The organism is Klebsiella sp. 141162 (genome assembly GCF_050600755.1).
GTDB lineage: Bacteria > Pseudomonadota > Gammaproteobacteria > Enterobacterales > Enterobacteriaceae > Klebsiella > Klebsiella aerogenes.
The window spans coordinates 63,619-86,679 of record NZ_JAQIRI010000009.1 but is presented as its reverse complement, the minus strand read 5'-3'; the positions used below and the strand labels follow the sequence as shown (position 1 = coordinate 86,679).

The window sequence follows — 23,061 nt, the reverse complement described above, 5'->3', positions numbered from 1 at the left end:
CGACACTATAAAAGTATCGTTACCACGGAGGCGCATTCTAGTGGTTTTCGGCGACACGTCAATAGTTAATTATGCAGGTTTTCTCGATTGCTGCAAAAATGGGCTATTCAGAGCCCAGGGAAGTACCGGCGGCACGTCGAGCATGCCGCCGATGGGAAACGAAGATTATTTCTTCGCCTGGCGAGTCATCACCGTGCGGTAAACTTTGAAACGGCCGGTTTGGGCGATTACTTCATGAAAACCAAACGTCTCATCCAGCACCTGTGGATAGGGCAGGAAGGCGTTGGCGACGATACGCAGTTCGCCGCCGCTGTTCAGATGGCGCACCGCGCCGCGGATCAGCGCCTGCGCCGCTTCCAGGCTGGTTTGCAGACCGTCGTGGAATGGCGGATTTGAGATGATCATGTCAAAACGGCCGTTGACCTCAGAGAAGACGTTGCTGGCAAAAACCTCACCTTCAAAACCATTCGCGGCAAGCGTCGCGCGGCTGGCTTCGACCGCCGGAGCGCTGACGTCGCATAGCGTCAGGCGTACCTTCGGCGAATGGCTGGCCAGTACCGCGGCCAGCACTCCAGCGCCGCAGCCGACATCGAGCACTTTGCCTTTAGTATGCGGTTGCAGAGTCGACAGCAGCAGTTGGCTGCCAACATCAAGGCCGTCGCGGCTGAACACGCCCGGCAGCGTTTTAATGGTCAGGTTATCGAGCGCGTACTCGTTCCAGTACTGTTCGGCGTTGAAGGAGGGCTGTTTTTCCAGACGGCCGTGGTAGAGACCGCAGCGGCGGGCGCTATCCACTTTATTCAGCGGCGCGTATTCGGCGAGCATCTGCTCGGCGCTACGCACGCCGCTGCGGTTTTCGCCGATCACGAAAATATCGATCCCCACCGGCAGCAGAGAGAGCAGGTTCATCAGCTGGAACTGCGCTTCCGGCTTGTTCTTCGGCCAGTAGTAGATCAGGGTGTCGCAATCGGCGACGTCGGCGGCCTCGGCTACTAAGCTAAAACGGACGTTATCGCCCATCTGGCGATTCAGGACCTGCCAGTGGTGGAATTGTTGGGTATGAGCGCGGCTGGCCGCGGTATCCAGACGTGCAGGCAGGTCATCCTGCAGGTCACCGGCAAACAGAACGCGGGCGGACTCGAAATCATCACTGTGGCGCAGCAAGACTTCACTTGCCGGGGTAAAAGCTGACATGAAACACTCCTTCAATAAGACTGGCGCCGATTATAGTAGTTTGTTGGCGCAGATACGACGGATTTGCTATATTGCGCGCTTGTTTAACAGGAGTGTTTCGCTATGACTTCCCGACGAGACTGGCAATTACAGCAACTGGGGATTACCCAGTGGTCGCTGCGTCGCCCAGGGGCGTTGCAGGGCGAAATCGCTATCTCGCTTCCTGAACATATTCGTCTGGTGATGGTGGCGGAAACCCCGCCGTCGCTGACTGAACCGCTAATTAGCGATATTCTGCGCGCGCTCTCGATTAATGCCGATCAGGTGCTGCAACTTACGCCGGACCGGGTAGCCATGCTGCCGCAAAATAGCCGCTGCAACAGCTGGCGACTGGGCTGCGAGACGCCGCTGTCGCTGGCGGGCGCCCAGGTCTCGACGCCCGTTTTTGATGAACTTCAGAGCAGCGTGCCGGCTCGCATCGCGCTCTGGCAACAAATCTGCGCACATGAACACGATTTCTACCCTCAGCACGGCTGATTTATCCAAAGCCTGGCAAATCGAAAAACGCGCCCACGCTTTTCCGTGGAGCGAACAAACCTTTGCCAGCAATCAGGGTGAACGTTATCTGAATTACCAACTAGCAGTTGATGGGGAAATGGCGGCCTTTGCCATCACCCAAATTGTCCTTGATGAAGCGACGCTTTTTAACATCGCCGTCGACCCCGCATACCAGCGCCGCGGCCTGGGACGGGAACTGCTGGAACATGTTATTGATGAAGTCGAAAAACTCGGCGTCGTTACGCTGTGGCTGGAGGTGCGGGCATCGAATGTCGCCGCCATCGCGCTCTACGAAAGCTTAGGCTTTAACGAGGCGACTATCCGCCGCAATTACTACCCTACGGCCGATGGGCGTGAGGACGCAATTATAATGGCTCTGCCAATCAGTATGTAAGACAAGGTGAAACGATGAAATGGGACTGGATTTTCTTTGATGCCGATGAAACGTTGTTTACGTTTGACTCTTTCAGCGGCTTACAGCGGATGTTTCTCGACTATAGCGTGACATTTACCGCCGAAGATTTTCAGGACTATCAGGCCGTTAATAAGCCGCTGTGGGTGGATTATCAAAACGGCGCCATCACCTCGCTACAATTACAGCATCAGCGTTTTGATAGCTGGGCGGAACGTTTGAACGTCCCCCCGGGCGAACTGAACGACGCTTTCATGAATGCGATGGCCGAAATCTGCGCGCCGCTGCCGGGCGCCGTATCGCTGCTGGATGCGCTGCAGGGCAAGGTAAAAATGGGCATCATCACCAACGGTTTTACCTCGTTGCAGCAGACTCGTCTGGAGCGTACCGGCCTGCGCGATCACTTTGATTTGCTGATTATTTCTGAGGAAGTCGGCGTCGCGAAGCCGGATGCGCGTATCTTCGATTATGCGCTGGCGCAGGCGGGTAATCCGTCGCGCGACAGGGTATTGATGGTCGGCGATACCGCTGAGTCGGATATTCGCGGCGGCGTCAACGCCGGGCTTGCCACCTGTTGGCTGAATGCGCACCAGCAAACGCTGCCGGCAGACCTGCAGCCTGACTGGACGGTGACCTCTTTAAGCGAACTGGAGCAACTCCTGTGTAAACACTAATTGCCTCCCCCCCATTGATGGGTAAAATAGCCGCAATTTTTCGTATTCCACATGCGCGGCCCATTGCCGCGTTTACTTAGAAGATTGAATTATGACGTTGTCTCCTTATCTGCAAGAGGTGGCCAAACGCCGCACTTTTGCCATTATTTCTCACCCGGATGCCGGTAAGACCACCATCACTGAAAAAGTGCTGCTGTTCGGACAGGCGATTCAGACCGCCGGTACCGTGAAGGGCCGTGGTTCCAGCCAGCATGCAAAATCCGACTGGATGGAAATGGAAAAGCAGCGTGGGATCTCGATTACCACCTCGGTGATGCAGTTCCCGTATCATGACTGCCTGGTTAACCTGCTGGATACCCCGGGGCACGAAGACTTCTCCGAGGATACCTACCGTACCCTGACGGCGGTTGACTGCTGTCTGATGGTTATCGATGCGGCGAAAGGCGTCGAAGATCGTACCCGCAAGCTGATGGAAGTTACCCGTCTGCGCGATACGCCGATCCTCACCTTTATGAACAAACTCGACCGTGATATCCGCGATCCGATGGAATTGCTGGATGAAGTCGAAAATGAGCTGAAAATAGGCTGTGCGCCGATTACCTGGCCTATCGGCTGCGGCAAGCTGTTTAAAGGGGTTTATCATCTTTATAAAGATGAAACTTACCTCTATCAGACCGGTAAAGGGCACACCATTCAGGAAGTGCGCGTGGTTAAGGGGCTGAATAACCCTGAACTCGATGCCGCGGTGGGCGACGATCTGGCGCAGCAGCTGCGCGATGAACTGGAACTGGTACAGGGCGCATCGAACGAGTTCGATAAGGATCTGTTCCTGGCGGGCGAAATTACTCCAGTGTTCTTCGGCACCGCATTAGGCAACTTCGGCGTGGATCATATGCTGGATGGCCTGGTGGAGTGGGCGCCGGCGCCGATGCCGCGTAACACTGATACCCGTGAAGTGATGGCCGCAGAAGAGAAATTCACCGGCTTCGTGTTTAAGATTCAGGCCAACATGGACCCGAAACACCGCGATCGCGTGGCGTTCATGCGCGTGGTTTCCGGCAAATACGAGAAAGGCATGAAGCTGCGTCAGGTGCGTATCGGCAAAGACGTGGTGATTTCCGACGCGCTGACCTTTATGGCGGGCGACCGTTCGCACGTTGAAGAAGCCTACCCGGGTGATATTATCGGCCTGCATAACCACGGCACCATTCAGATTGGCGACACCTTTACCCAGGGCGAAATGATGAAGTTCACCGGTATTCCGAACTTCGCGCCGGAACTGTTCCGTCGTATTCGCCTGAAAGATCCGCTGAAGCAGAAACAGCTGCTGAAAGGGCTGGTTCAGCTCTCTGAAGAGGGCGCGGTACAGGTCTTCCGTCCTATTGCGAATAACGATCTGATCGTCGGCGCCGTCGGCGTGCTGCAGTTCGATGTGGTAGTTGCGCGTCTGAAAAGCGAATATAACGTTGAAGCGATTTACGAATCCGTCAACGTGGCCACCGCGCGCTGGGTTGAATCAACTGACGTGAAGAAATTCGAAGAGTTCAAGCGTAAGAACGAAGTTCAGCTGGCGCTGGATGGCGGCGATAATCTGACCTATATCGCCCCGACGATGGTTAACCTGAACCTGACGCAAGAGCGTTATCCTGATGTGGTGTTCCGCAAAACGCGCGAGCACTAATATCTCTCTGGAGCGCGGCGATGCTGCGCTCCAGCCCGTTTTGTCCGCCTTCATCCTTACCATAGAAAGTTCTTAAATCTGCGCAAATCGTAGCTTTTTTATTCAAACCCTCCGCCGCATCTCCGCTCATCTACTATATTTATTAAGCACTTTTCAGAAACCTGGCTGAATAAATAGCCATTTGTTTTACCAAAGCAGACATCGTGAGGGCATACCAATGACCAGACTAAAGAGCGCCAGGCTATTGCTGCCTCTCTTCTTAGGCTCAGCGTTGATAAGCGCCTCGACCTATGCGGAAACCACCGCAACCGATAGCGCGAAGGCTGCCGCGACCAGCGCCGGAGAAAGCGTCGATAAATCGATCAACAAGGTTGGCGATTTTATGGATGACAGCACGATCACCGCCCGTGTTAAAGCGGCGCTGATTGATGACAAAAGTATCCGTAGCACCGATATCTCGGTGAAAACGGAAAACAAAGTCGTGACCTTAAGCGGGACCGTGGAGAGCGCTGAGCAAAAATCACAGGCCGTCAGCGCGGCGAAAGGCGTCGAAGGAGTGAGTTCGGTAAGCGATAAGCTGACCGTGGCGGGGGAAAAATCAGCCAGCCTGAAGGGCTATGCTGGCGATACCGCAATCACCAGCGAAGTCAAAGCCAAACTGCTGGCGGACGATATCGTTCCGTCGCGTAAGGTTACGGTGGAGACCAGCAACGGGGTAGTTCATCTCTCCGGGACGCTGGAATCCAGCAAGCAGGTCGATCGCGCGGCAGACATTGCCAAAGCGGTAACCGGTGTTAAGAGCGTGAAGAACGATCTTAAAGTGCAGTAAGGGTATTCATTAAAAGATATTCGCCAGCGGCGAGACCGCTGAGCGAGTTGTACGCAGGGTTGATGTATGCGCGGCCTGAGCGCGCAGAAAAGCGACCGTTAATCATATGGTAAGGAGAACAGTATGTTTAGATGGGGCATTATTTTTCTGATCATCGCGTTGATTGCCGCCGCATTGGGCTTTGGTGGTCTGGCGGGTACCGCGGCGTGGGCGGCTAAAATCGTCTTTGTTGTCGGTATTATCATTTTCCTGGTCAGCCTGTTTACCGGTCGAAAACGACCCTAGAGGCGATGTGCCGAAAGGCGTGAATCAATAACCGCGCAGTGATGACATAACGTCTTACATAAAGCCAGTCAATGTGACTGGCTTTTGCGGTTTCAGGGGACGACAATTTGCGTTACTTTAATGACAGAAAATAAACAAACAGGAAAGCAGGGTGGGGCAGCGCATTCCCGTGACGTTGGGCAATATTGCCCCGTTAGCGGTAAAACCCTTCCGTCCAGGCAAACTTGCTCTGGTGTGCGAAGGCGGTGGTCAGCGAGGTATTTTCACAGCCGGGGTTCTGGACGAATTCATGCGCGCCGGATTTAACCCTTTCGACCTGATGCTTGGCACTTCCGCTGGCGCGCAAAACATCTCCGCTTATATCTGTAATCAGCAGGGCTACGCCCGCAAAGTCATTACGCGTTATACCACCTCAAGGCAGTTTTTCGACCCGATGCGCTTTGTTCGCGGCGGCAATCTTATCGATCTCGATTGGCTGGTCGATTCCACTTCGCAACAAATGCCGCTGGCGATGAACTATGCCGAGGAGCAGTTTGCGCTGGGTAAAGAGCTGTGGATGTGCGCCTGCCGCGGTGACGACTACACGGCAAACTATTTTTCCCCCACCCGCCAGACCTGGCTCGACCTGATCCGCGCCTCCAGCGCCATTCCCGGCTTCTACCGTAGCGGTGTCCTGCTGGATGGCGTGAGCTACCTCGATGGCGGCGTCAGCGATGCGATCCCTGTGCAGGAGGCGGCGCGCCGCGGCGCGCAGACTATCGTGGTGATCCGTACCGTCCCTTCGCAGATGTTCTACACCCCGCAGTGGTTTAAACGAATGGAACGCTGGCTGGGAGAAAGCAGCCTGCAGCCTTTTGTGAACCTGGTACAGCACCACGAAACCACCTATCGCGCGACGCAGCAGTTTATTGAAAAACCGCCGGGTAAACTGCGGATATTCGAAATTTATCCGCAGCGGCCGCTGCGCAGTATGGCGCTTGGCAGCCGTCTGCCGGCGCTGCTGGAAGATTATAAAACCGGGCGCCAGTGCGGCCGCTACTTCCTCGCCACGGTAGGGAAACTGCTGACCGAGCAACCGCCTCTGTTACGCCATGCGCCGCGTGTGGCAAGGCCGACGCCGGTGGTGGTGCCGCCGCTGCCGGTGGCTAACGAAACGCCGCAACAGGCGATTATCACCGCGCCGCAGGCTAATGACCCCAGCTTTAATAACGAGGATCTGGCGTGACGTTACGCTTTATTGATACCCACTGTCACTTCGATTTTCCCCCGTTTACAGAGGATGAACCCGCAGGTATCGCGAGGGCGGCGCAGGCCGGCGTTGGGCGTATTATCGTGCCGTCGATATCCGCCGCGCGCTTTGCTCGCGTGCTGGCGCTGGCGGAGCAACACGAGCCGCTGTATGCCGCGCTAGGGATGCATCCTATTGTTATCGAACAGCATGATGACCGCGGATTAGCGCAACTGGAAAGCTATCTTGCACAGCGTCATCCGAAACTCGTGGCCCTCGGAGAGATTGGCCTCGATCTCTACCGTGACGATCCGCAATTCGATCGCCAGCAGGCGCTGTTGGAAGCGCAGCTGCGGCTGGCGAAGCGTTACGATTTGCCGGTGATCCTGCATTCGCGGCGCACCCACGATAAGCTGGCGATGTTGCTAAAAAAACATAACCTGCCGCGCGCTGGGGTGGTGCATGGTTTTGCCGGCAGCCTGCAGCAGGCGGAACGTTTTGTACAGCTGGGCTATAAGATTGGCGTCGGCGGCACCATTACCTATCCCCGCGCCAGCAAAACTCGTGATGTTATGGCGCGTCTGCCGCTTTCTTCGCTGTTGCTGGAAACCGATGCTCCGGATATGCCGCTCAATGGTTTTCAGGGGCAGCCGAACCGCCCGGAACAGGCGGCCCGCGTCTTTGACGCGCTATGTGAACTGCGCGCGGAACCGGCGCAGGAAATTGAAGCGGCGCTACTGGCGAATACCAAAAGCCTCTTTACCGCGCTAACCCTCTAACGCCCCCACATTCTGGACAAAATCGTCCCGGTTTTGACGGGTTGTGACAATCCCATCATTTTTGGTAAATATAAAATCTATTAAATTTCAATGCGAAAGTGTTTTTATGTCCCGGTATTGCACAATTTGTGCGCCACATCGTCGAGATAATACGTTTCGTTATGTTAGAATAATAACATCATCATGAGCTTCGATTTGCCAATTATGCTTAAACAGGACCTCACGGTGAGGATCGAAGTAAATGGTAGGTAATTGTGATTTGTATCACGTTACAGTAATGCAAATTAGTAACTAGTTTTCATTAACTGTGATGAATGTCGAAGTGTAATGGCGAGCGGATGTTACAATAGTAACAGGCTCGCATGGTGAACAAACTATTGAACCGGCAACACGCCGTCGGAGTATGAAATGACTGATTTAAAAGCAAGCAGCCTGCGCGCGTTGAAACTGATGGATCTGACCACCCTGAATGATGACGACACCAATGAGAAGGTGATCGCGCTGTGCCATCAGGCAAAAACCCCGGTGGGCAATACCGCTGCAGTCTGCATTTACCCGCGTTTTATCCCGATTGCCCGTAAGACACTGAATGAGCAAGGAACACCGGACATCCGTATCGCGACGGTGACCAACTTCCCGCATGGTAACGACGATATCGATATCGCGCTGGCGGAAACCCGCGCGGCAATCGCCTATGGCGCGGATGAAGTGGATGTGGTTTTCCCGTACCGCGCGCTGATTGCTGGTAACGAGCAGGTAGGTTTTGATCTGGTGAAAGCCTGTAAAGACGCCTGTGCGGCGGCGAATGTGCTGCTGAAAGTGATCATCGAAACCGGCGAGCTGAAAGAAGAAGCGCTGATTCGTAAGGCATCTGAAATCTCTATTAAAGCGGGCGCGGATTTCATCAAAACTTCTACCGGTAAAGTGCCGGTGAATGCGACGCCGGAAAGCGCGCGCATCATGATGGAAGTCATCCGCGATATGGGCGTTGAGAAAACCGTTGGCTTCAAACCTGCCGGCGGCGTGCGCAGCGCGGAAGACGCGCAGCAGTTCCTGGCGATTGCCGATGAACTGTTCGGCGCCGACTGGGCTGATTCCCGTCACTACCGTTTTGGCGCATCAAGCCTGTTGGCTAGCCTGCTGAAAGCCCTGGGTCACGGCGACGGTAAGAGCGCCAGCAGCTACTAATCCCTTGATATGCCGGATGGTTATGCGCTTATCCGGCCTACGAATTGATGCCTGTAGGCCGGATAAGGCGCCCGCGCCGCTATCCGGCAATTTATACCCGTTGGGAGGTTACCGTGTTTCTCGCACAAGAAATTATTCGTAAAAAACGTGATGGTCATGCATTAAGCGATGAAGAAATTCGCTTTTTCATCAACGGCATCCGCGATAATACTATCTCTGAAGGACAGATCGCCGCGCTGGCGATGACCATCTTCTTCCATGATATGTCTATGCCGGAACGTGTCTCGCTGACCATGGCGATGCGGGATTCAGGGACCGTTCTCGACTGGAAAAGCCTTAACCTCAACGGCCCGATCGTTGATAAACACTCGACCGGCGGCGTGGGTGACGTTACCTCGCTGATGCTGGGGCCAATGGTTGCCGCCTGCGGCGGTTACGTACCGATGATCTCCGGGCGCGGCCTCGGCCATACCGGCGGTACGCTTGATAAACTGGAAGCGATCCCGGGCTTCGATATCTTCCCGGACGACGCGCGATTCCGCGAAATTATTAAAGATGTCGGCGTGGCGATCATCGGGCAGACCAGCTCGCTCGCGCCGGCTGACAAACGTTTCTATGCCACCCGCGATATTACCGCGACGGTGGATTCCATCCCGCTGATTACCGCATCGATCCTGGCCAAGAAACTGGCGGAAGGTCTGGATGCGCTGGTGATGGACGTTAAAGTCGGCAGCGGCGCCTTTATGCCGACTTATGAGCTTTCAGAAGCGCTTGCCGAAGCGATCGTTGGCGTCTCCAACGGCGCCGGCGTGCGCACGACCGCACTGTTAACCGATATGAACCAGGTGCTGGCCTCCAGCGCAGGTAACGCCGTTGAAGTTCGCGAAGCGGTACAGTTCCTGACCGGGGAATACCGTAACCCGCGTCTGTACGACGTCACCATGGCGCTGTGCGTGGAAATGTTGATTTCCGGCAAGCTGGCGGCGGATGACGCCGAGGCGCGCGCGAAATTGCAGGCGGTGCTGGATAACGGTAAAGCGGCGGAAGTCTTTGGCCGCATGGTGGCGGCGCAGAAAGGGCCGAACGACTTTGTCGAAAACTATGCGAAATACCTGCCGACGGCAATGCTGAGCAAAGCGGTCTATGCTGAAGGCGCCGGATTTGTCTCTGATATGGATACCCGCGCGCTGGGGATGGCGGTGGTGTCGATGGGCGGCGGTCGTCGTCAGGCATCCGATACCATTGACTACAGCGTTGGTTTTACTGATATGGCGCGCCTTGGCGATAAAGTCGATGGCGAACGTCCGCTGGCGGTGATTCATGCGAAAGATGAATCCAGCTGGCAGGAGGCGGCCAAAGCCGTGAAAGCGGCAATTAAACTGGACGCTCAAGCCCCAGAAATTACACCGACGGTCTATCGCCGAATCACCAAGTAGCGATATACTGATCTGATCGCTTTTTTGCAGCGCATGATGTATGGAGAACAAGATGAAACGTGCATTTATTATGGTGCTGGACTCCTTTGGGATTGGCGCAACGGAAGACGCTGACCGCTTTGGCGATGTGGGCGCCGATACCATGGGCCACATTGCGGAAGCCTGCGCCAAAGGTGAAGCTGACAATGGTCGTAAAGGCCCGTTGAATTTACCTAACCTGACCCGCCTGGGCCTGGTGAAAGCGCATGAAGGTTCTACCGGTAAAATTGCCGCCGGTATGGACGGTAATGCTGAGGTCGTTGGCGCTTACGCCTGGGCGCATGAACTCTCTTCCGGTAAAGATACGCCGTCTGGCCACTGGGAAATCGCCGGTGTGCCGGTGTTGTTTGACTGGGGCTACTTCAGCGATCATGAAAACAGCTTCCCGCAGGAACTGCTGGATAAACTGGTTAAGCGCGCGAACCTGCCGGGCTACCTCGGCAACTGCCACTCTTCCGGTACCGTGATTCTGGACCAGCTGGGTGAAGAACATATGAAAACCGGGAAACCGATTTTCTATACCTCTGCTGACTCGGTATTCCAGATCGCCTGTCACGAAGAGACTTTCGGCCTCGACAAGCTGTATGAGCTGTGCGAAATCGCCCGTGAAGAACTGACCGAAGGCGGCTATAACATTGGCCGCGTGATTGCGCGTCCGTTTGTCGGCGACAAAGCCGGTAACTTCCAGCGTACCGGTAACCGTCACGACCTGGCGGTCGAGCCGCCGGCGCCGACCGTGCTGCAGAAGCTGGTCGACGAGAAAAACGGCCACGTGGTTTCCGTGGGTAAAATCGCCGACATTTACGCCAACTGCGGTATCACTAAGAAAGTGAAAGCCACCGGGCTGGACGCGCTGTTCGACGCGACCATCAAAGAGATGAAGGAAGCGGGCGACGAGACTATCGTCTTCACTAACTTCGTCGACTTTGACTCCTCCTGGGGTCACCGTCGTGACGTCGCGGGCTACGCGGCGGGTCTGGAACTGTTTGACCGCCGTCTGCCGGAGCTGATGGAGCTGGTTGGGGAGGACGACATTCTGATCCTCACCGCCGACCACGGCTGCGACCCGACCTGGACCGGTACCGACCACACCCGCGAGCACATTCCGGTGCTGGTATATGGCCCGAAAGTGAAACCAGGTTCGTTAGGCCACCGCGAAACCTTCGCCGATATCGGCCAGACCCTGGCGACATACTTTGGTACGTCGCCAATGGCGTACGGTAAAAACATGCTGTAATACCCGTTGTCTTTCGCGCTGTAGATGCGTTGACTTCATTCGCTCACCCCGGTCACATAGTTAATCTATGCTCCGGGGATTCACGAATTCGTCGCCTTCCTACACCGCGAAATCTTTAGGGTATTTGAATACGTTTTGTAGGCCTGATAAGGCGTAGCCGCCATCAGGCACGAACAATTTATATAAGGATAAAACGATGGCTACCCCACACATTAACGCAGAAATGGGCGATTTCGCTGACGTAGTTTTGATGCCGGGCGACCCGCTGCGCGCGAAGCACATTGCCGAAACTTTCCTTGAAGACGTGCGTGAAGTAAACAACGTGCGCGGCATGTTGGGCTTCACCGGTACCTACAAAGGCCGCAAAATCTCCGTGATGGGCCACGGTATGGGTATCCCATCCTGCTCTATCTACACCAAAGAGCTGATCACCGATTTCGGCGTGAAAAAAATCATCCGCGTTGGATCCTGCGGCGCGGTACGTGAAGATGTCAAACTGCGTGATGTGGTTATCGGCATGGGCGCGTGCACCGACTCTAAAGTCAACCGTCTGCGTTTCAAAGACCATGATTTCGCGGCGATTGCCGATTTCGGCATGGTGCGTAACGCGGTAGACGCGGCGAAAGCGCTGGGCGTTGACGCGCGCGTCGGCAACATCTTCTCTGCTGACCTGTTCTATACGCCGGACCCGTCTATGTTCGACGTGATGGAAAAATACGGCATTCTGGGCGTGGAAATGGAAGCGGCCGGCATCTATGGCGTCGCGGCGGAGTTCGGCGCGAAAGCGCTGACCATCTGCACCGTTTCCGATCATATTCGTACCCACGAGCAGACCACTGCCGCTGAACGTCAGACGACCTTCAACGATATGATCAAAATCGCGCTGGAATCCGTACTGCTGGGCGATAAAGAGTAAGGCCTGTTGTGCCGGGTGGCGGCTTCGCCTGACCCGGCCTACGGTTTCCCAGGCCCGCTAAGCGCAGCGGGCTTTTTTATTAGCGCACCGCGCCAGCCATCCACGCCGACAGTTCTTTCAGTTCCGCTTCCTGTTCAGGGTAATCTCTAATCAACGCCTCACACTGCTGCTGCAGGACCTCCGCCCGATACTGACTGCCGACTAAGCGTGCCGCCAGCGCCTCCAGCGGCGCCGGATTCAGGCTATCGGTAAAAGCCTGGGCGCGGGTGATATGGCCTTTTTCCACGTCAAAATGCAGCTCGACGCCGCCCCAGCGAAAGCGCTCATCCAACAGGTGGGAGAAAGCGGGCGCCTGACCGAAGTTCCACTCCCAGCTGCTCTGGCGAGCGAAGGTCTCGGCAAAATTCGGCAGATCCGGCGTATTGTCCGGCGATATGACTTCCGCCTCTACCCGCTCGCCGTAATGGCTGAAGAATGCTTCCTGAATGGCTTCGCAAATTTGCTGATGGGTGATACCCGGCAGCAGCTCAACCAGGTTCGCTACGCGCCCGCGCACTGAGGTAATGCCTTTGGCCTGCAGCTTTTTCTTGTCCGGATTGAGGTAGTTAGCGAGACGGCTTAGGTCGGCGTTCAGTAGCAGGGTGCCGTGATGAAAACCGCGGTCCATCGTTTCGCGATAGGCGGACCCGGAAACTTTGCGGTCGCCGTTGTCGGTTTTGACCACCAGATCGTTGCGCCCGGAGGCTTCAGCCGTTACGCCGAGCGAATTCAACGCCGCCAGCACGATAGCGGTGGAGACGGTTTTGTCGTATTCCGGTTTACCCGCCATAAAGGTAAAGCAGGTGTTGCCGAGGTCGTGGAATACCGCGCCGCCGCCGCTGCTGCGTCGGGCCAGCCGCACGTTATCTTCTTCCATGCGCCGGGTATTGCACTCCTTCCACGGATTCTGCGCGCGACCAATAACCACGGTATCGGCGTTGCGCCACAGAAACAGCACCCGTTGGGTGGCCGGCATCTGGCGGAAAATACACTCTTCGACCGCGAGGTTAAACCAGGGGTCGTAGGAGTCGGAGAGCAGCAGGCGGAGCGTCGGCATAGGATATCCTTGTCTGGTTAATCTTTATCTTCGTCCTGGACGGGCTTATTCGCGGTGAGCAGGAAGGGCGATTGCTGCCAGCGGGTACGTTTGCCCTGCAGCAACGTGCGGGTCAGCACCACGCCGATGGCCAGCGACAACAGCAGCATCAGGCGTAAGATATTGGTGGTATTATCCACCTGTTTCGCCTCGGTCGCCAACGTGTGGGTATCCAGCGTCAGGCGCAGATAGCCGACCGGGCCGTTTTTGCCGAGGATCGGCTCGACGATTTGCTGGTTAAAGTAGCCGCCGGCTTTTTTGCCATCCAGCGCCAGGCGGTCGCGCACATCAACGCTTTCGCCGGAGCGAGCCACCAAATCGCCTTGTTCATCATATACCCCGGCATCGAGCACCCGACTTTTATCCGTCAGCTGTTCCAGCAAGCGGGTAATGCGCTTTTCGTCGGGCGTTTCGCTGCGCATCAGCGGCGCCAGGTTCAGCGTAACCTGCTGCGCCAGCGTCCGCGCCAGCTCTTCCAGCTGCGGATTACGCTGCTTTTGGCTATTCTGACTGAACCACGAGGCGCCCTGCATCAGCGCGACGAGAAGCGCGAGACAGATCAGAACAATGACGGCGCGATGCAGTCGGAATTTCAGTTTTGCTCGTACCATATTCCACCTTTGAAAATTTGCAGCTTAATGTTGCCAGAAGCGCTGGTTACAAGGTAGCCTCATGCGTTATTTTCCTCGCCTGAATGAAGAGATGTGGAGCCGTAATGCCTAACAGTTTGACCTGGTGCGACCTGCCCGAAGATGTTTCCTTGTGGCCTGGGTTGCCGCTTTCCCTGAGCGGCGACGAGGTCATGCCGCTGGATTATCACGCCGGGCGCAGCGGCTGGCTGCTGTATGGTCGCGGTCTCGATAAACGTCGGCTGACGGCGTGGCAGCGCGAACTCGGCGCGGCGCTGGTTATCGTCTCTTCCTGGGTCGTGGAAGACTATCAGGTGATCCGTCTGGCGGGCTCGCTGACGCAGCGCGCCACACGCCTGGCCCATGAAGCCGGGCTGGACGTCGCGCCGCTGGGCAAAATCCCGCATCTGCGCACGCCGGGCCTGTTGGTGATGGATATGGACTCCACGGCGATTCAGATCGAATGTATCGATGAAATTGCTAAGCTTGCCGGCACCGGCGAGCTGGTTTCGGAAGTGACCGAACGCGCGATGCGCGGCGAGCTCGACTTCACCGCCAGCCTGCGCCAGCGCGTCGCCACCCTGAAAGACGCCGACGCGAACATCCTGCTGCAGGTGCGGGAAGCGCTGCCGCTGATGCCGGGGCTGACGCAACTGGTGCTGAAGCTGGAAACGCTGGGCTGGAAGGTAGCCATCGCCTCCGGCGGCTTTACCTTCTTTGCCGAATACCTGCGCGATAAGCTGCATCTCGACGCGGTATTCGCCAACGAGCTGGAAATCATGGACGGCAAGCTCACCGGCAACGTTATCGGCGACATTGTCGATGCCAAATATAAAGCCAATACTCTGCGTAAACTGGCGGAAAAATATGAGATTCCGCCGGCGCAAACCGTGGCGATTGGCGATGGCGCCAACGATCTGCCGATGATCAAGGCGGCAGGCCTCGGCATTGCCTATCATGCGAAACCAAAAGTCAATGAACAGGCGGAAGTCACCATCCGCCACGCTGACCTGATGGGGGTATTCTGTATTCTCTCCGGCAGCATGAATCAAAAGTAAGAGGTTAACGTGGCGAAAGCTCCAAAACGCGCATTTGTCTGTAATGAATGTGGTGCGGATTATCCGCGCTGGCAGGGGCAGTGCAGCGCCTGTCATGCCTGGAACACCATCACCGAGATGCGCATCGCCGCCTCGCCGCAGGTGGCGAGAAACGAGCGTCTGTCAGGTTACGCCGGTAATGCCGGCGTGTCGAAGGTACAGAAGCTGTCGGAGATAAGCCTGGAGGCGCTGCCGCGTTTCTCCACCGGATTTAAAGAGTTCGACCGCGTGCTCGGCGGCGGCGTGGTACCGGGTAGCGCCATTCTAATCGGCGGCAACCCCGGCGCCGGGAAATCGACGCTGCTGCTGCAAACGCTCTGCAAGCTGGCGGAAGGAATGAAAACGCTGTACGTCACCGGGGAAGAATCCCTGCAGCAGGTCGCGATGCGCGCGCATCGTCTCGGGCTGCCGACGGCGAACCTGAATATGCTCTCGGAGACCAGCATCGAGCAAATCTGCCAGATCGCCGATGAAGAAAAGCCTCAGCTGATGGTCATCGACTCCATCCAGGTGATGCATATGGCTGATGTCCAGTCGTCGCCGGGGAGCGTGGCCCAGGTACGCGAAACCGCGGCCTATCTGACGCGCTTTGCCAAAACTCGCGGCGTGGCGATTGTGATGGTCGGCCACGTCACCAAAGACGGCTCGCTGGCCGGTCCGAAAGTACTGGAACACTGTATTGACTGCTCGGTGCTGCTGGACGGCGATGCGGATTCCCGTTTCCGCACGTTGCGCAGCCATAAAAACCGCTTTGGCGCGGTCAATGAACTCGGCGTCTTCGCGATGACCGAGCAGGGCCTGCGCGAAGTCAGCAACCCCTCCGCCATCTTCCTCAGCCGCGGCGATGAAGTCACCTCTGGCAGCTCGGTCATGGTGGTATGGGAAGGCACCCGTCCGCTGCTGGTTGAGATCCAGGCGCTGGTCGATCACTCGATGATGTCTAATCCGCGTCGCGTCGCGGTAGGCCTGGAGCAGAACCGTCTGGCGATCCTGCTGGCGGTGCTGCACCGTCATGGCGGCCTGCAGATGGCCGATCAGGACGTCTTCGTTAACGTGGTTGGCGGGGTCAAAGTCACTGAAACCAGCGCCGACCTGGCGCTGCTGCTGGCGATGGTTTCGAGCCTGCGCGATCGCCCGTTGCCGCAGGATCTGGTGGTCTTTGGCGAAGTCGGATTAGCCGGTGAAATTCGCCCGGTGCCAAGCGGCCAGGAACGTATTTCCGAGGCGGCGAAGCACGGGTTCCGTCGCGCCATCGTACCTGCGGCCAACGTGCCTAAAAAAGCGCCGGAAGGGATGCAAATCTTTGGCGTGAAAAAACTGGCCGATGCGCTGAGCGTTTTTGACGACTTATAATGATACCCGTCATACTTCAGGGTATGACGGGGATCAAACCCGAGTTTGCAGGAGGCACGCATAAACTATGTCGTCATTCGACTATCTGAAAAACGCCATTAAGCAAAAGGGTTGTACGCTGCAGCAGGTGGCGGAAGCCAGCGGGATGACCAAAGGTTATCTCAGTCAGCTATTAAACGCGAAAATCAAAAGCCCGAGCGCCCAGAAACTCGAAGCCTTACACCGCTTCCTCGGCCTTGAATTCCCGCGCAAACAGAAAAGCGTCGGGGTGGTTTTTGGTAAATTTTATCCGCTGCATACCGGGCATATTTACCTGATTCAGCGCGCCTGTAGCCAGGTCGATGAGCTTCATATCATCATGGGCTATGACGACACTCGCGACCGCGAGCTGTTCGAAGAGAGCGCCATGTCGCAACAGCCGACGGTTCCCGATCGTCTGCGCTGGCTGCTGCAAACCTTTAAATATCAAAAAAACATTCGCATCCATGCCTTCAACGAAGAGGGGATGGAGCCGTACCCGCACGGTTGGGACGTCTGGAGCCGCGGGATCCGCGCCTTCATGAGCGAGAAAGGGATCGAACCTAACTGGATCTACACCTCGGAAGAGGCCGATGCGCCGCAGTATCTGGAGCATCTGGGGATCGAAACCGTGCTTATCGATCCGAAGCGAACCTTCATGAGTATCAGCGGCGGCCAGATCCGCGAAAACCCGTTCCGCTATTGGGAATATATTCCGACCGAAGTAAAACCGTTCTTTGTGCGTACGGTGGCGATCCTAGGCGGCGAGTCGAGCGGTAAATCGACGCTGGTGAATAAGCTCGCCAATATCTTCAATACCACCAGCGCCTGGGAATACGGCCGCGATTACGTCTTTTCACACCTCGGCGGCGATGAAATGGCGTTGCAGTATTCCGATTACGATAAAATCGCGCTGGGGCATGCACAGTACATTGATTTCGCGGTGAAGTATGCCAATAAGGTGGCGTTTATCGATACCGACTTCGTCAGCACTCAGGCCTTCTGCCTGAAGTACGAAGGCCGCGAGCATCCGTTCGTGCAGGCGTTAATCGATGAATACCGCTTTGATCTGGTGATCCTGCTGGAGAACAACACGCCGTGGGTGGCCGATGGGCTGCGTAGCCTCGGTAGTTCGGTAGATCGCAAAGAGTTTCAGACGTTGCTGGTGTCGCTGCTGAAAGAAAACGGCATCGAGTTCGTCCACGTGGAAGAGTCGGACTACGACGCCCGGTTCCTGCGCTGCGTTGAGCTGGTGAAGCAGCTGATGGGCGAGCAGGGGTAGAAGCTCTGCGGGCTGTAGCCCTCACCCCAACCCTCTCCCAATGGGAGAGGGAGCAAACACTAAAAAAGGCAACTTGCGTTGCCTTTTTACATTTACCTTACCCTCACCCCGGCCCTCTCCCAATGGGAGAGGGAGCAAACATTAAAAAAGGCAACTTGCGTTGCCTTTTTACATTTACCTTACCCTCACCCCAACCCTCTCCCAATGGGAGAGGGAGCAAACATTAAAAAAGGCAACTTGCGTTGCCTTTTTACATTTACCTTACCCTCACCCCGACCCTCTCCCATAGGGCGAGGGAGCAAACATTAAAAAAGGCAACTTGCGTTGCCTTTTTGTATTTTATTTTGAGATACGTTTGTACTTGATACGCTTCGGCTCCAGCGCATCGGCGCCGAGGGTGCGTTTCTTGTACTCTTCGTACTCGGTAAAGTTACCTTCGAAGAACTCAACTTTACCTTCATCCTGGTAATCCAGAATGTGGGTCGCAATACGGTCAAGGAACCAGCGGTCGTGCGAGATAACCATGGCGCAGCCCGGGAACTCCAGCAGGGCGTTTTCCAGCGCGCGCAGGGTTTCGATATCCAGGTCGTTGGTTGGTTCATCGAGCAGCAGTACGTTACCGCCGACCTGCAGCAGCTTCGCCAGGTGCAGACGACCGCGTTCACCGCCGGACAGCTCGCCAACGCGTTTGCCCTGGTCGACGCCTTTGAAGTTAAAGCGGCCAACGTAGGCACGGCTTGGCATCTCTGTGTTGCCGATCTTCATGATATCCAGGCCGCCGGACACTTCTTCCCAAACGGTCTTGCTGTTGTCCATCGCATCGCGGAACTGATCGACGGAGGCCAGCTTAACGGTTTCACCCAGCGTGATGGTGCCGGAATCAGGCTGTTCCTGGCCGGACATCATGCGGAACAGGGTGGATTTACCCGCGCCGTTCGGACCGATGATACCAACGATAGCGCCTTTCGGTACGGAGAAGCTCAGATCGTCAATCAGTACGCGGTCGCCGTAAGATTTGCGCAGATTGCTGACTTCCAGAACTTTATCGCCCAGACGCGCTCCTGGCGGAATGAACAGTTCGTTGGTCTCGTTACGTTTCTGGTATTCGACGTTGTTAAGCTCTTCAAAGCGCGCCAGACGAGCTTTGCCCTTAGACTGACGGCCTTTCGCGCCCTGGCGAACCCACTCGAGTTCTTTCTCGATAGATTTGCGGCGTGCGGCTTCCTGAGAAGCTTCCTGCGCCAGACGCTGATCTTTCTGCTCCAGCCAGGAGGAGTAGTTGCCTTCCCACGGAATACCTTCGCCGCGGTCAAGCTCGAGGATCCAGCCGGCGACGTTATCGAGGAAGTAACGGTCGTGGGTAATCGCCACTACGGTGCCTTCGAAATCGTGCAGGAAGCGCTCCAGCCAGGCGACGGACTCGGCGTCGAGGTGGTTGGTCGGTTCGTCGAGCAGCAGCATGTCTGGTTTTTCCAGCAGCAGGCGGCACAGCGCGACGCGGCGGCGTTCACCACCGGAAAGATTGGCGATTTTCGCATCCCAGTCCGGCAGGCGTAGGGCATCGGCCGCACGCTCCAGCTGCACGTTCAGGTTATGGCCGTCGTGCGCCTGGATGATCTCTTCGAACTTGCCCTGTTGCGCGGCAAGCTTATCGAAGTCCGCATCCGGCTCGGCGTATTTGGCATAAACTTCGTCCAGGCCTTTCAGCGCGTTAACCACTTCGGCGACCGCTTCTTCAACGGATTCGCGTACGGTGTGCTCCGGATTCAGCTGCGGCTCCTGCGGCAGGTAGCCGATTTTGATCCCGGGCTGCGGGCGCGCTTCACCTTCGATCTCGGTGTCGATACCGGCCATGATGCGCAGCAGGGTAGATTTACCGGCGCCGTTCAGACCGAGAACACCGATTTTCGCGCCAGGGAAGAAACTGAGGGAGATATTTTTCAAAATATGACGTTTCGGCGGAACCACTTTGCCGACACGATGCATGGTATAAACGAATTGAGCCACGTTGGACTTCGCCTCTTTCTATTCTGATAGATAGTTCAAAGGCGAAGTGTAGCCTTTTTCGCGCGGTAATCCCAGCGAGGCGACAGGATTCACAGAAGCGTAAAAAAATGTTCAGGACATGGCATGTTTTCAGTTGTCTGATTAGCATAACTAAGCAATACCTGATTTTTTTGAAGCGGCACGATGCCGCGGTGATGCACCAAACTAGAGGAAGAGCTTGTGGAAAAAGCCAAAACTACGGCATGGCGTCTTCTGGCTGCCGGCGTGAGTCTGCTGACGCTAAGCCAGCTGGCGCATGCGGATTCACTGGATGAACAGCGCAGCCGCTATGCTCAAATTAAACAGGCGTGGGACAACCGCCAGATGGATGTCGTCAACCAGTTGATGCCCACGCTCAGCAGCTATCCGCTGTATCCCTACCTGCAATATCGACAAATTACCGATGACCTGATGAACCAGCCGCCGCTGGTGGTCACTAATTTCATTGCGGCGAACCCGACGCTACCGGCGGCGCGTTCGCTGAAATCACGCTTTGTTAATGAGTTGGCGCGGCGTACCGACTGGCGAGGCTTACTGGCGTTCAGCCCGGATAAACCGGCGACAACCGAAGCGCAGTGTAACTACTACTACGCTAAACTCAGCGTCGGCCAATCGCAGGAAGCGTGGAGCGGGGCGAAAGAGCTGTGGCTGACCGGTAAGAGCCAGCCAAATGCCTGCGATCCGCTGTTTAGCGCATGGCGCGATTCCGGGCAGCAGGATCCGCTGGCCTATCTCGAACGAATCCGCCTGGCGATGAAGGCCGGCAATACCAGCCTGGTCCGCGTGCTTGCTCAGCAGATGCCGTCAAACTATCAGAGCATCTCTTCGGCAGTGGTGGCGTTGGCCAACGATCCTAATAGCGTGATGACCTTTGCCCGCACCACCGGGGCCACCGACTTTACCCGCCAGATGGCGGCGGTCGCTTTTGCCAGCGTCGCGCGTCAGGATGTGGAAAACGCCCGTCTGATGATCCCATCGCTGGTGCAGGCGCAGCAGTTGAATGAGGATCAAACCCAGGAGCTGCGCGATATCGTCGCCTGGCGCCTGATGGGCAGCGATGTGACCGAAGCGCAGGCGGAGTGGCGCGATGACGCGATCATGCGTTCGCAATCGACCCCGCTTGTGGAACGCCGGGTTCGTATGGCGCTCGGCAACGGCGATCGTCATGGGCTGAACACCTGGCTGGCGCGTCTGCCGATGGAGGCGAAAGAGAAAGACGAGTGGCGCTACTGGCAGGCGGATCTGCTGCTGGAGCGCGGGCGCGATGACGAAGCGAAAGCCATCTTGCATTCGCTGATGCAGCAGCGCGGCTTCTATCCGATGGTTGCCGCTCAGCGTCTGGGCGAAGAGTACACCTTCCGCATTGATAAAGCCTCCGGCACTATCGACCCGGCGCTGGCCTCTGGCCCTGAGATGGCGCGCGTTCGCGAGCTGATGTACTGGAACATGGACAACACCGCGCGCAGCGAATGGGCGAACCTGGTGAGCAGCCGGACCAAATCGCAGCAGGCGCAGCTGGCGCGTTACGCTTTTGATCAACACTGGTGGGATCTTAGCGTACAGGCGACGATCGCCGGTAAATTGTGGGATCAGCTGGAAGAGCGCTTCCCGCTGGCGTACAACGATCTGTTCGCGCGTTATATTAGCGGCAAAGATATTCCGCAGAGCTACGCGATGGCGATTGCGCGTCAGGAGAGCGCCTGGAACCCGAAAGTGCGTTCACCGGTCGGCGCCAGCGGCTTGATGCAGATTATGCCGGGCACCGCGACGCATACCGTTAGCATGTTCAGCATTCCTGGCTATAGCGGCCCGTCGCAGCTGCTGGATCCGGAAACCAACATCAACATTGGTACCAGCTATCTGCAGTACGTCTACCAGCAGTTCGGCAATAACCGTATTTACGCTTCCGCCGCCTATAACGCCGGGCCTGGACGCGTGCGAACCTGGCAGGGCAATAGCGCCGGGCGCATCGATGCGGTGGCATTTGTCGAGAGTATTCCGTTCTCGGAAACCCGCGGCTATGTAAAAAACGTCCTCTCTTACGATGCCTATTACCGCTACTTTATGGGCAAGCAGGATAACTTGCTGAGCGACGCCGAATGGCAACAGCGTTACTGATTGTTCGGAAGTATGTTATTCTTTGTACTCGTTGATGAGTACATTCGACGGGCAGCCTGGCTGCCCGTCTCAACATGGCGACGTAACATGACCCAACAATCTCCCTATTCAGCGGCCGTGGCCGAACAACGTCATCAGGAGTGGCTACGTTTCGTGGCGCTGCTGCAGCAAGCTTACGCCGAAGACCTTCACCTGCCGTTACTGCAGCTGATGCTGACGCCCGACGAGCGCGAAGCGCTGGGCACCCGGGTGCGTATTATTGAAGAGTTGCTGCGCGGCGAGATGAGCCAGCGCGAGTTGAAAAACGAACTCGGCGCCGGTATTGCCACCATTACCCGCGGTTCGAATAGCCTGAAATCGGCGCCGGTAGAGCTACGCCAGTGGCTGGAACAGACCCTGCTTAACGATAAATAGCGTTATGGAATGGGCTGAGTGCCAGCACGACCGCCTGATGGTAGACGCTGCTGCGCGTCAGCTTGCCGCCGGTAAAGACGCCAATAGCGCCCTCTTTGCGGCCTATCTCATCGATACCGGTATGCTGCGACATGACCGGCCCCAGCGCTTCCCCGGCGCGAACCTGCGCAAGAATGACTTCCGGCAGCGGCAGGGTTGCCGAGCGCGCTTCGCCGCGCTGCTGCTGGCTCTCAATTACCACCCAACTGAAGGTGCTGCCTTCATCGATCCCGGCTTCTATCGCCACCCAAAAATCGGCTTGCGGCTGCGCGATACGGGCATTAGCGACGCGATTTCGTGCGCCAGCCCGCGTTTCCTCGCTGCCGAAGGGCTGTTCCGGCACGCCGCTCTCGACGGCGACGGACTCAATGTGGCAGGATCCTTCGCCGAAGATCTCGTTAAAAGCCTGCAGAATTGCCTGAATTTTGGCGGGATTAGTGGTAGCTGAGACAACATGGTGCATAATCAAAACAACTCAGAATTAATTAACGTCAT

Annotated in this window: 22 protein-coding genes; 17 read left to right on the top strand and 5 right to left on the bottom strand. The window is 56.5% G+C overall.

All coding sequences use genetic code 11. The annotated features are described in order from the left end of the window. Positions 1 to 165 precede the first annotated feature (165 nt). Positions 166 to 1,194 (bottom strand): 16S rRNA (guanine(1207)-N(2))-methyltransferase RsmC, encoded by a 1,029-nt coding sequence (gene rsmC, locus PGR23_RS20250; protein WP_045395931.1) that lies wholly within the window; start codon positions 1,192 to 1,194, stop codon positions 166 to 168. A 102-nt stretch (positions 1,195 to 1,296) separates the two neighbouring features. Here rsmC and PGR23_RS20245 point away from each other — a divergent pair, with 102 nt between their 5' ends. The 12 genes from PGR23_RS20245 to deoD all read left to right on the top strand — a co-directional run bounded on the left by PGR23_RS20245 (position 1,297) and on the right by deoD (position 12,435). Then, positions 1,297 to 1,710, top strand: a complete 414-nt coding sequence (locus tag PGR23_RS20245) for a DNA polymerase III subunit psi (RefSeq protein WP_045395927.1) — start codon at positions 1,297 to 1,299, stop codon at positions 1,708 to 1,710. Next, positions 1,679 to 2,125, top strand: a complete 447-nt coding sequence (gene rimI / locus PGR23_RS20240; RefSeq protein WP_015368389.1) for a ribosomal protein S18-alanine N-acetyltransferase — start codon at positions 1,679 to 1,681, stop codon at positions 2,123 to 2,125. The genes PGR23_RS20245 and rimI overlap by 32 nt, the downstream gene beginning before the upstream one ends. 14 nt (positions 2,126 to 2,139) lie before the next feature. Beyond that, positions 2,140 to 2,817 (top strand): pyrimidine 5'-nucleotidase, encoded by a 678-nt coding sequence (gene yjjG, locus PGR23_RS20235; RefSeq protein ID WP_045395924.1) that lies wholly within the window; start codon positions 2,140 to 2,142, stop codon positions 2,815 to 2,817. A 91-nt stretch (positions 2,818 to 2,908) separates the two neighbouring features. Beyond that, on the top strand, positions 2,909 to 4,498 hold the full coding sequence (gene prfC, locus PGR23_RS20230; protein ID WP_213797754.1) for a peptide chain release factor 3: 1,590 nt from the start codon (positions 2,909 to 2,911) through the stop codon (positions 4,496 to 4,498). A gap of 217 nt (positions 4,499 to 4,715) precedes the next feature. Continuing rightward, the gene (gene osmY / locus PGR23_RS20225; protein WP_020079668.1) at positions 4,716 to 5,327 is read left to right on the top strand and encodes a molecular chaperone OsmY; all 612 of its coding nucleotides are present in this window, start codon (positions 4,716 to 4,718) and stop codon (positions 5,325 to 5,327) included. A gap of 123 nt (positions 5,328 to 5,450) precedes the next feature. Next, a complete protein-coding gene (locus PGR23_RS20220; RefSeq protein WP_015368384.1) occupies positions 5,451 to 5,612 on the top strand; it encodes a DUF1328 domain-containing protein in 162 nt (53 codons plus the stop codon). A gap of 151 nt (positions 5,613 to 5,763) precedes the next feature. Next, entirely contained in the window at positions 5,764 to 6,837 is a 1,074-nt protein-coding gene (locus PGR23_RS20215) for a patatin-like phospholipase family protein (protein ID WP_045395919.1), read from the top strand. Further along, on the top strand, positions 6,834 to 7,619 hold the full coding sequence (locus PGR23_RS20210; RefSeq protein ID WP_320482988.1) for a TatD family hydrolase: 786 nt from the start codon (positions 6,834 to 6,836) through the stop codon (positions 7,617 to 7,619). Before PGR23_RS20215 ends, PGR23_RS20210 begins: the two co-directional genes overlap by 4 nt. 408 nt (positions 7,620 to 8,027) lie before the next feature. Continuing rightward, entirely contained in the window at positions 8,028 to 8,807 is a 780-nt protein-coding gene (gene deoC / locus PGR23_RS20205; protein WP_045395915.1) for a deoxyribose-phosphate aldolase, read from the top strand. Between the two features lie 113 nt (positions 8,808 to 8,920). Beyond that, positions 8,921 to 10,243: a thymidine phosphorylase gene (gene deoA, locus PGR23_RS20200; RefSeq protein ID WP_045395933.1), complete on the top strand. Its 1,323-nt coding sequence runs from the start codon at positions 8,921 to 8,923 to the stop codon at positions 10,241 to 10,243. Between the two features lie 52 nt (positions 10,244 to 10,295). Then, positions 10,296 to 11,519 carry a phosphopentomutase gene (deoB, locus tag PGR23_RS20195; RefSeq protein WP_045395913.1) on the top strand — a complete coding sequence of 408 codons (1,224 nt, stop codon included), beginning with the start codon at positions 10,296 to 10,298 and terminating at the stop codon, positions 11,517 to 11,519. 196 nt (positions 11,520 to 11,715) lie between these two features. Next, complete coding sequence (gene deoD / locus PGR23_RS20190) at positions 11,716 to 12,435, top strand: purine-nucleoside phosphorylase (protein WP_002887789.1); 720 nt, start codon at positions 11,716 to 11,718, stop codon at positions 12,433 to 12,435. A 79-nt stretch (positions 12,436 to 12,514) separates the two neighbouring features. Here deoD and lplA read toward each other — a convergent pair whose 3' ends face one another. Together lplA and PGR23_RS20180 are read right to left on the bottom strand one after the other, a co-directional pair. Continuing rightward, positions 12,515 to 13,531 (bottom strand): lipoate--protein ligase LplA, encoded by a 1,017-nt coding sequence (gene lplA, locus PGR23_RS20185; RefSeq protein WP_315712555.1) that lies wholly within the window; start codon positions 13,529 to 13,531, stop codon positions 12,515 to 12,517. Between the two features lie 17 nt (positions 13,532 to 13,548). Then, positions 13,549 to 14,181, bottom strand: coding sequence for a YtjB family periplasmic protein (locus tag PGR23_RS20180; protein ID WP_015368377.1), 633 nt, complete (start codon positions 14,179 to 14,181; stop codon positions 13,549 to 13,551). Between the two features lie 104 nt (positions 14,182 to 14,285). Between PGR23_RS20180 and serB the strand changes: the two genes are divergently transcribed. The 3 genes from serB to nadR all read left to right on the top strand — a co-directional run bounded on the left by serB (position 14,286) and on the right by nadR (position 17,949). Further along, positions 14,286 to 15,257 (top strand): phosphoserine phosphatase, encoded by a 972-nt coding sequence (gene serB / locus PGR23_RS20175; RefSeq protein WP_015704324.1) that lies wholly within the window; start codon positions 14,286 to 14,288, stop codon positions 15,255 to 15,257. 9 nt (positions 15,258 to 15,266) lie between these two features. Then, positions 15,267 to 16,649 (top strand): DNA repair protein RadA, encoded by a 1,383-nt coding sequence (gene radA / locus PGR23_RS20170; RefSeq protein ID WP_015368375.1) that lies wholly within the window; start codon positions 15,267 to 15,269, stop codon positions 16,647 to 16,649. 67 nt (positions 16,650 to 16,716) lie between these two features. Further along, a complete protein-coding gene (nadR, locus tag PGR23_RS20165; protein ID WP_045395907.1) occupies positions 16,717 to 17,949 on the top strand; it encodes a multifunctional transcriptional regulator/nicotinamide-nucleotide adenylyltransferase/ribosylnicotinamide kinase NadR in 1,233 nt (410 codons plus the stop codon). A gap of 339 nt (positions 17,950 to 18,288) precedes the next feature. Here nadR and ettA read toward each other — a convergent pair whose 3' ends face one another. Continuing rightward, the gene (gene ettA / locus PGR23_RS20160; protein ID WP_023291900.1) at positions 18,289 to 19,956 is read right to left on the bottom strand and encodes an energy-dependent translational throttle protein EttA; all 1,668 of its coding nucleotides are present in this window, start codon (positions 19,954 to 19,956) and stop codon (positions 18,289 to 18,291) included. Positions 19,957 to 20,175: 219 nt separating this feature from the next. Between ettA and sltY the strand changes: the two genes are divergently transcribed. Both sltY and trpR read left to right on the top strand, forming a co-directional pair. After that, positions 20,176 to 22,113, top strand: coding sequence for a murein transglycosylase (gene sltY, locus PGR23_RS20155; RefSeq protein ID WP_047043908.1), 1,938 nt, complete (start codon positions 20,176 to 20,178; stop codon positions 22,111 to 22,113). A gap of 87 nt (positions 22,114 to 22,200) precedes the next feature. Further along, complete coding sequence (gene trpR, locus PGR23_RS20150) at positions 22,201 to 22,527, top strand: trp operon repressor (protein WP_015368371.1); 327 nt, start codon at positions 22,201 to 22,203, stop codon at positions 22,525 to 22,527. Here trpR and yjjX read toward each other — a convergent pair. Continuing rightward, positions 22,514 to 23,029: an inosine/xanthosine triphosphatase gene (yjjX, locus tag PGR23_RS20145; protein ID WP_045395903.1), complete on the bottom strand. Its 516-nt coding sequence runs from the start codon at positions 23,027 to 23,029 to the stop codon at positions 22,514 to 22,516. The genes trpR and yjjX overlap by 14 nt on opposite strands. Between the last annotated feature and the right edge of the window lie 32 nt (positions 23,030 to 23,061).

Excerpts from the sequence above, each read along its gene's own strand:
- PGR23_RS20245 (WP_045395927.1), top strand. The coding sequence starts at position 1,297 with ATGACTTCCCGACGAGACTGGCAATTACAGCAACTGGGGATTACCCAG.
- PGR23_RS20180 (WP_015368377.1), bottom strand. The coding sequence starts at position 14,181 with ATGGTACGAGCAAAACTGAAATTCCGACTGCATCGCGCCGTCATTGTT.
- rimI (WP_015368389.1), top strand. The coding sequence starts at position 1,679 with ATGAACACGATTTCTACCCTCAGCACGGCTGATTTATCCAAAGCCTGG.
- yjjG (WP_045395924.1), top strand. The coding sequence starts at position 2,140 with ATGAAATGGGACTGGATTTTCTTTGATGCCGATGAAACGTTGTTTACG.
- yjjX (WP_045395903.1), bottom strand. The coding sequence starts at position 23,029 with ATGCACCATGTTGTCTCAGCTACCACTAATCCCGCCAAAATTCAGGCA.
- deoB (WP_045395913.1), top strand. The coding sequence starts at position 10,296 with ATGAAACGTGCATTTATTATGGTGCTGGACTCCTTTGGGATTGGCGCA.
- prfC (WP_213797754.1), top strand. The coding sequence starts at position 2,909 with ATGACGTTGTCTCCTTATCTGCAAGAGGTGGCCAAACGCCGCACTTTT.
- osmY (WP_020079668.1), top strand. The coding sequence starts at position 4,716 with ATGACCAGACTAAAGAGCGCCAGGCTATTGCTGCCTCTCTTCTTAGGC.
- deoC (WP_045395915.1), top strand. The coding sequence starts at position 8,028 with ATGACTGATTTAAAAGCAAGCAGCCTGCGCGCGTTGAAACTGATGGAT.
- rsmC (WP_045395931.1), bottom strand. The coding sequence starts at position 1,194 with ATGTCAGCTTTTACCCCGGCAAGTGAAGTCTTGCTGCGCCACAGTGAT.
- serB (WP_015704324.1), top strand. The coding sequence starts at position 14,286 with ATGCCTAACAGTTTGACCTGGTGCGACCTGCCCGAAGATGTTTCCTTG.
- deoD (WP_002887789.1), top strand. The coding sequence starts at position 11,716 with ATGGCTACCCCACACATTAACGCAGAAATGGGCGATTTCGCTGACGTA.
- lplA (WP_315712555.1), bottom strand. The coding sequence starts at position 13,531 with ATGCCGACGCTCCGCCTGCTGCTCTCCGACTCCTACGACCCCTGGTTT.
- trpR (WP_015368371.1), top strand. The coding sequence starts at position 22,201 with ATGACCCAACAATCTCCCTATTCAGCGGCCGTGGCCGAACAACGTCAT.
- nadR (WP_045395907.1), top strand. The coding sequence starts at position 16,717 with ATGTCGTCATTCGACTATCTGAAAAACGCCATTAAGCAAAAGGGTTGT.
- PGR23_RS20220 (WP_015368384.1), top strand. The coding sequence starts at position 5,451 with ATGTTTAGATGGGGCATTATTTTTCTGATCATCGCGTTGATTGCCGCC.